A 7,133-nucleotide genomic window follows, 5' to 3' on the forward strand; every position below is an offset into this window, starting at 1 on the left:
TTCTGCCCTGCAAGACCACAGGCCGAGCCGCTCTCGATGGATCAGCCCTGAACATGCCGTCTCGAACCGTACTGGATCGCGGCGTGCGGCCGGCCCCGATCCTGGCCGCGCTTCTGATCGCCGTTGCGGCGCTCGAATTGCTGGCGCGCTTCAGCGGCTTGCAGGCTGTGCAGACCGCCGCCTGGGCGGCGATGATCCTGGTCGTGGCCTTTGCCCTGCGGCGGTTGACCCTGCGCGAGGTCTATCTGCTGAGCGCGAGCGCGGTGTTGACCGTGCTCGTGCTGCTGACGCAGCCCGATCCCCCCGGCATTCTGGCAGGCGCGCTAAATCAGGCGGCGTTCCTGATGACCTTTATCCTGCTTCTGGGGCTCTTGCAGGCCACGGCGGCGACCTCGCCTTCGGTGGCGATCATGGGCGAATATCTGACCCGCCAGCCGCCCGGCCGCCGTTACGTGGCGCTCAACGGCGGCACGTCGCTGCTGGCGGTGCTTTTCAATATCGGCGTGGTCAGCTTTCTGGTGCCGCTGATCCAGCAGGGCATCCGGCGCGCGGCCCCCGGCGACGCGCTGAACCCGATCCGCGAGCAGCGCCAGATCTCGGCGCTTTTGCGCGGTTTTGCCTGGAGCGTCACCTGGTCGCCCACCGCCTTCGCGCCGCTGATCGTGGCCGAGCTGATGCCGGGCGTCGAGCGCAGCGCGTGGATCGGCTATGGGCTGGCGCTGTTCGCGGCGCTGATGGCGCTGGGATGGCTCGAGGACCGCATCCGATTTCGCGCCTACAAACCCAAGGGCCTGCGCCAACCCATGCCCTTCCCGCGCACGGCGGCAGCGCGGTTCGCGGCGACGACCTGCTGGTTCCTGGCGCTGGTGGTGGCCTTCGTCTGGGCCTTCGGGGAATCGGCGGTGTTCGGCGTTCTGGCGGCCTGTCCGGTGATGGTGATCGGCTGGCTGATCGCGCAAGGAGGCACGACGGCCCTGCCCGCGCGCCTGCGGCGCATTGCCGGAACCGAGCTGCCCGGATCGGTCAACGTGGCCATCACGCTGGCCTGTTCGGGCTATATCGGGCGCGCGGCGGCAGGGCTGACACCGGCGGCGGAGGTCGCTGAGGCGCTGGGGCTGGCGGGGATGCCGGACTGGTTGCTGCTGGCGTCGATCCCCAGCTTTCTGACGTTGATCAGCCTGCTGGCGCTGTCGCCCACCATGATGGCGGTCTTCATGGGGTCGTTCTTTGCCGCGCTGCCCGAAATGCCCGCAGATGCCACGCTGCTGGCCTTCTCGATATCCTGCGGCTGGGCGGTGTCGATGACCTTTTCGCCCTTCGCCACGGTGGTTCTGGTGATCGCGCGCGCCTCGGGGCTGCCGGCGCGCAGGCTGACCTGGGGGTGGAACCTGCAGTTCACGCTGATGTCGGCGCTGCTGATGTATCCGGTCTTCTACCTGCTGACCGGGGGTCAGTAGGGCCGGGCACAGGCCAAAAGAAAACCGGCGCAGGCCATGCCCGCGCCGGTCCGGTTGTCACATATGCCCGGGTCACGCCGCCTGCGGCAGCGCCACCTTGGGGCTTTCGACCAGCGCGCCGTGCAGCGCGCGGATCGCGGGTTCCAGCGCGCCCCGATCGAGGATGAACTGCACATCCACGTTGCGCGGCCCCTGGCTTGCGCCGGTAACCTCGAGCCCGGCCTCGCTGAGCGCCTGAAGCCCGCGCGACAGCACCGAAAGCCCGCTCAGGTCGCGGCCAATCACCGACACCAGCGACAGCGTCCGCGTGGTGATCTTGGCCGAGGGGTAATGCGCCGCCAGATCCTGTTCCACCCGGCGCATGGTCTTGAGCGAGGTGTTGAGGAAGTGCGTGATCGTGTTGGCGTTCGACACCTTGGACACGATCCAGACGTTGTGGCGCTTGAGCACCTCAAGGATCGTGGCGTCATAGCCCTTGACCCCGACCATGTCCTGCTCGAACACCTCGAGCGTCACCACATCAAGCCCCGTGACCATCTCGACCGCCGGTTCGCTGGCGGGCTGATCGTCGATCAGCGTGCCCGGATCGCCGGGATCGAAGGCGTTGGTCACGCGCAGGGGCACATCCGCCCGGCGCAGGGTCTTGGCCGCCTTGGGGTGGATCGCCTCCATCCCGAGGTTCGACAGCTGGTCGGCCACGTCGTAATTGGTGCGGCCCAGCTTGCGCGTCATGCCCTCGCCCACCAGCTTGGGGTCGCAGGACGACAGGTGGAATTCCTTGTGAATGATCGCCTCGCGCGCGCCGGTCAGCGCCGCCAGCCGCGAGAACGTCACCTCGGAATAGCCCCGGTCGAATTCGCACATCAGACCCTCGGCGCATTGCGCATAGCCGGTCACGATGGGCATTTCGGTCTGCGGATTGACGCCTTGGAACGCGCCGTTGATCCGGTCGTCCAGGCTGACGTCGCCGTCGTCGCGCCAGCCCGACAGGTCGACGAAGCGCGCGTTCACCCCGGCCCGCCGCAAGAGCAGCGCGGCGACGAAGGCCGAATGCGCCTCGCCCAGCCCCGAGAGCAGCTCGCGTGTGTGGCCCATGTGCTCGGCCAGCTGGAAATGCCCGTAGGAACACAGCCGCTGCAGGTCGATCAGGCAGCCGCGCGCGCCGTGCAGACGTTCGTCCACAAAGGCGTCCGCCTGCTGCAGGTCCGCCGGATGGTCGAGAATGGCGGTATGCGCCTCTTTCATCGCGCGGGCGACCCGGTCGAGCTGGTCGTGCCAGCCGTGGTTGGTGTCGTCGTTGGCGAAATAGGCATAGACCCCCGGCTCGCCCGATTTCTTGTGCTCGAGCAGCAGGTCGGTGATCCCGCCGAAGGCCGACACGACGAAGATGCGCCCGTAAAGATCGGCCCCCTCGCGGTCGCCGACGAACAGCGTGTCACGCAGTTCGTTGAGGCGGGACATCGACGTCCCGCCAATCTTTTCAACCGTATGGGCCATTCTCAGGCCTCCTCCGCCACGGCGTAAGAGCCGTCCTCGCGGTGCACCTCGTTGCCGGTGACCGGCGGGTTGAAGACACAGGCCATGACCAGCTCTTCCTCGGCGCGCAGGATGTGGCGGTCGTGCTCGTTGAGCGCATACATGACACCGGGGGTGATCTGATGCGTCTCGCCGGTGGCCAGATCGGTGATCGAGCCTTTGCCCTTCATGCAATACACGCTTTCGAAGTGGTTCTTGTATTCGAACGTGTGCTCGGACCCTTCCTCGAGAAAGGTGATATGGAAGGAAAAGCCCATCCCGTCATCGGCCAGCAGCATCCGCACGCTGGTCCATTGCGCGTCCGACACAACACGGTCGCCGCCGTTTCGGGTGATTTGATTGAAGTCTCTCACGATCATGGCGTTACTCCGCTGCAATATTGGCTGTTTCGGTCGCCAGCGCTTCGCGCACGGACTCTTTCAGAATGCCGAAGCCCTTGGCGAAGGTCTCTTTCGGCGTGGTCAGCGGCGCCAGCACCTTGACCACCTGGTCCTCGTTGCCCGAGGTCTCGATGACCAGGCCCTTCTCATAGGCGCGCGCGCAGATGTCGCCGGCCAGATCGCCCGATCCGACATCGACGCCCTGCATCAGGCCGCGGCCCTTGAGCGTCGCGCCCGGCACCATCTCCGCGATCTCGGAGAGCTGGGCGTGGACCATCCCGGCCTTTTCGGCCAGCTCTTTCTGAAAGCTGTCGTCGGCCCAGAACTTCTCGATCGCCACGCGGGCGGTCACGAAGGCATGGGTGTTGCCCCGGAAGGTGCCGTTGTGTTCGGCCGGGCCGAAGATGTCGTGCTCGGGCCGCACCAGCACCATCGCCAGCGGCAGGCCGAAGCCCGAAATCGACTTGGCCATGGTCACGATATCGGGGGCCACGCCCATCTCTTCGAAGGAAAAGAACGTGCCCGTCCGGCCGCAGCCGGCCTGGATGTCGTCGATGATCAGCAACGCGCCGCTGTCCTTGGCCAGCTTGGCGATGCGTTTGACCCATTCAGGGCTTGCGGCATTCAGGCCGCCCTCGCCCTGCACGGTCTCGAGCAGAATAGCCGCGGGCGCGTCGACGCCGCCCGACTTGTCGTTGAGCATCGCCTCGAGGAAATCGGCGGTGTCGGTGTCGCCGTTGAAATAGCCATCATAGGGCATCCGCGTGACGCCGTTCAGCGCCATGCCCGCGCCGCCGCGGTGATAGCTGTTGCCGGTCGCCGACAGCGCACCCGAGGTCACGCCGTGAAAACCGTTGGTGAAGGCGATCACGTTGGTGCGCCCGGTCACCTTGCGTGCGATCTTCATCGCCGCCTCGACCGCGTTGGCGCCGGTCGGGCCGGTGAACATCACCCGGTGATCCATGCCGCGCGGGGCCAGGATGTGGCTCTCGAAGGTTTCCAGAAACGCGGCCTTGGTGCCGGTGTGCAGGTCGAGCCCGTGGGCGATGCCATCGCCCGCGATATGCTCGATCAGCGCCGCCTTCATGTCGGGGTCGTTGTGGCCATAGTTCAGCGACGAACAGCCGGCCAGGAAGTCGATCCAGGTGTTGCCGTCGGCGTCGGTCATTTCAGACCCGCTGGCGGTGGCGAAGACCGCGGGCATACCGCGGCAATAGGATCGCGCCTCGCTTTCGCGGCGGTCGAAAATGGAACGGGGGTCGGTCATGTCCTTAGGCATGAGACGTCCTTTCAGTGATTTGAATTTTGTCAGGGGGAGTGAGGGCTTGCCCGTTCAGGCCGCGCGCGCCAGCGCATCGGCTTCGGGCAAGGTGATCGTGACCATATGTTCGGTCGCGTGACGGCCCTCGAAATGGGTCTCGCGCTCGAAATGCGGCTCGTCGGACAGCTGCCCGCCGATGGACCGCGCAAAGCTGCGGAAAAGCGACCACGAGGCATCGTTGTCACGGGTGATCGTGGTCTTGAGCTGCGCCGCGCCATCGCAAGCGTCCCGCTCGATCAGTTCGAGCAGCATCGTTTTACCAAGCCCGAGGCCGCGCGCCTTGGGGCTGACGGCCACCTGCCAGACGAACAGCTCGTCGCTGTCGGGGATCATGTGCCCCGATACCCAGCCCACGATGTCGCCATCCATTTCGGCGACCACGCAGGTGTCTGCGAAATGATCGGCCTGCACCAGATTGCAGTACATCGAGTTTTCATCGAGCGGCGCACAGGCCTTGATCAATTCCCAGATTGCGGCCCCGTCCGTCGCATCGGGCTTGCGCAGAAGGGGCTTTCGCGTTCGGGTTTTTTCGCTGAGTTCGGGCATAGGCTCTGACCTTTTTATTGATTAGACTGTCCAAGTAGTTCATCGGTGCGAAAATTTCAACTATCTAAGCTCCTCCGGCTCATGATTGCTGAAATGTCCATTTTTATTAGGAAAAACTGCATCTACCTCTTCGCTACTCTAAGCTTCACGTGTGTAACAGCTTAGGTCGCCTAAAGGTTCCAAAGAATTTTCGCAGATTGTGGCTATCGGTCCGCCATGCCATTATTCCGCCATGACGACCGCCCCTCTTGATCGCACCGACGAAAGCCTGATCGCCCTGCGCCGCATCCTGCGCGCGACAGAGCTTTATGCCCGCGACCTTGCCCATGCGGTGGGTCTGTCGCCCGCACAGCTGCGCGTGCTGCAGATCGTCGATCAAAAGACCAGCGCGACGCCCAAGGCGCTGGCCAAACAGATGGGCGTCAGCCAGGCGACGGTCACGTCGCTGGTCGACAAGCTGGTCGCGCAGAAACTGGTCGAGCGCGTGCCCTCAGAGCTCGACCGCCGGCAGACCAACGTCGTGGTGACAGAGCTCGGCCATAGCCGCCTGACGGATGCGCCCGACGCCCTGCAGCAGCGCTACGTCCGCGCGTTCATGAAGCTGGCGGATTGGGAACAGGCGCAGCTTGTCTCGTCGCTCGAACGGGTGGCGGACATGCTGGACGCCAAAGGCATCGACGCAGCACCGGTGCTGACCACCGGCGAGATACAAGACGCCCGAAAGAAGAACGGCGAAGCCGGGAAGTGACCCGGCGCCGCCTCTACGGCGCCAGGTTCAGATAGCCGATCCCAAAAAGCACCAGCCCGGCCAGAAACAGCGTTTCCGCCACGATCAGCGCGATCGCGCCGCCGCCCACCTGCAGGATGTTGCGCAGGTCGGTCTTCATGCCCACCGCCGCGATCGCCGCCAGCAGCGCCCAAGACGACAGCTTGGCCAAGAGCGCGCCCACGGCGGGCGGGATCAGCCCCAGCGAATTCAGCGTCGCCAGGCACAGGAACCCCAGCACGAAGGCAGGGATGATCGGCGGGCGCTCGCCCTCGGTCTGAGGTGCCGCGCGCTGCCACCATATCGTGATCACCACCACCACCGGCGCCAGAAAGGACACCCGGATCAGCTTGACCAGGGTCGAGGTCTCGCCCGCGGTCTCGGAAATCGAGAAGCCCGCGCCGACCACCTGCGCCACGTCATGCACCGTCGCCCCGATGAAGGCCCCGGCGGTGACCTCGTCGAACCCCAGCGCCTGCGTCAGGATCGGGTAGAGGATCATCGCCACGGTCGACAGGACCGTGACGCCCAGCACGGTGAACAGAAGGTTACGCTCTGACTTTTCGTCTTTGGGCAGCACCGCCGCGATGGCCATGGCCGCCGAGGCCCCGCAGATCGCCACCGCCCCCGCGGTCAGGATCGCAAAGCGCGGCCCCTGCCCGATGAACCGCGCCAGCACGACGCCGAAGAGGATGGTCAGCACGACCCCCGCCACCAGCAGGCCGATCATCCCCCAGCCGAGCGAGGTCAGCATCTCGACCGAGATACGCGCCCCCAGGATCGCCACGCCAAAGCGCAGAACGGTCCGGGCGGTAAAACCGATGCCGGCCGCCGTGGGCCCCGGCTCGCCCAGGAAATTCAGCGCGATGCCAAAGAGCAGCGCCATCAGCATGGCGGGCGCGCCGTGATGCTCGGCCACGAATTGCGCCGCCAGCGCCACCAGCACCGCGACCATGAAACCCGGAAACAAGGCCTTGGCGCGCCCGGCCAATTCCTGGCCGGACGCGATTGAGATCATTGAACTTTTCATCCCCGGTCAGACAGCCTGTTCCGCCATGTCGGCGGCGTCGATGCCTGCGACGTGGACGGGTTTTTTCATGGCGTCGCGGCGGAAGGGTTCGCCGAGT

7 protein-coding genes are annotated in these 7,133 nt (G+C 65.5%); 2 read left to right on the top strand and 5 right to left on the bottom strand.

All coding sequences use genetic code 11. The features are described from left to right. The first annotated feature begins 53 nt into the window (after positions 1–53). Positions 54–1,457 (top strand): hypothetical protein, encoded by a 1,404-nt coding sequence (locus tag RXV88_RS19725; RefSeq protein ID WP_316295213.1) that lies wholly within the window; start codon positions 54–56, stop codon positions 1,455–1,457. Positions 1,458–1,529: 72 nt separating this feature from the next. On the opposite strand, the gene RXV88_RS19730 is transcribed toward RXV88_RS19725, so the two are convergent. Genes RXV88_RS19730 through ectA form a run of 4 tightly spaced genes read right to left on the bottom strand, consistent with a single transcriptional unit; the run spans position 1,530 to position 5,240 of the window. After that, positions 1,530–2,954 carry an aspartate kinase gene (locus RXV88_RS19730; protein ID WP_316295214.1) on the bottom strand — a complete coding sequence of 475 codons (1,425 nt, stop codon included), beginning with the start codon at positions 2,952–2,954 and terminating at the stop codon, positions 1,530–1,532. Positions 2,955–2,956: 2 nt separating this feature from the next. Beyond that, positions 2,957–3,352 carry an ectoine synthase gene (locus tag RXV88_RS19735; protein WP_316295215.1) on the bottom strand — a complete coding sequence of 132 codons (396 nt, stop codon included), beginning with the start codon at positions 3,350–3,352 and terminating at the stop codon, positions 2,957–2,959. A gap of 4 nt (positions 3,353–3,356) precedes the next feature. Beyond that, entirely contained in the window at positions 3,357–4,652 is a 1,296-nt protein-coding gene (gene ectB / locus RXV88_RS19740; RefSeq protein ID WP_316295216.1) for a diaminobutyrate--2-oxoglutarate transaminase, read from the bottom strand. A 54-nt stretch (positions 4,653–4,706) separates the two neighbouring features. After that, positions 4,707–5,240 (bottom strand): diaminobutyrate acetyltransferase, encoded by a 534-nt coding sequence (gene ectA / locus RXV88_RS19745; RefSeq protein ID WP_316295217.1) that lies wholly within the window; start codon positions 5,238–5,240, stop codon positions 4,707–4,709. A gap of 232 nt (positions 5,241–5,472) precedes the next feature. Between ectA and RXV88_RS19750 the strand changes: the two genes are divergently transcribed. Further along, positions 5,473–5,988, top strand: a complete 516-nt coding sequence (locus tag RXV88_RS19750; RefSeq protein ID WP_316295218.1) for a MarR family winged helix-turn-helix transcriptional regulator — start codon at positions 5,473–5,475, stop codon at positions 5,986–5,988. 13 nt (positions 5,989–6,001) lie between these two features. Here RXV88_RS19750 and RXV88_RS19755 read toward each other — a convergent pair whose 3' ends face one another. Next, entirely contained in the window at positions 6,002–7,024 is a 1,023-nt protein-coding gene (locus RXV88_RS19755; RefSeq protein WP_316295219.1) for a YeiH family protein, read from the bottom strand. Positions 7,025–7,133: the final 109 nt, after the last annotated feature.

It is taken from the genome of Aestuariicoccus sp. MJ-SS9 (genome assembly GCF_032586235.1).
Taxonomy (GTDB): domain Bacteria; phylum Pseudomonadota; class Alphaproteobacteria; order Rhodobacterales; family Rhodobacteraceae; genus Aestuariicoccus.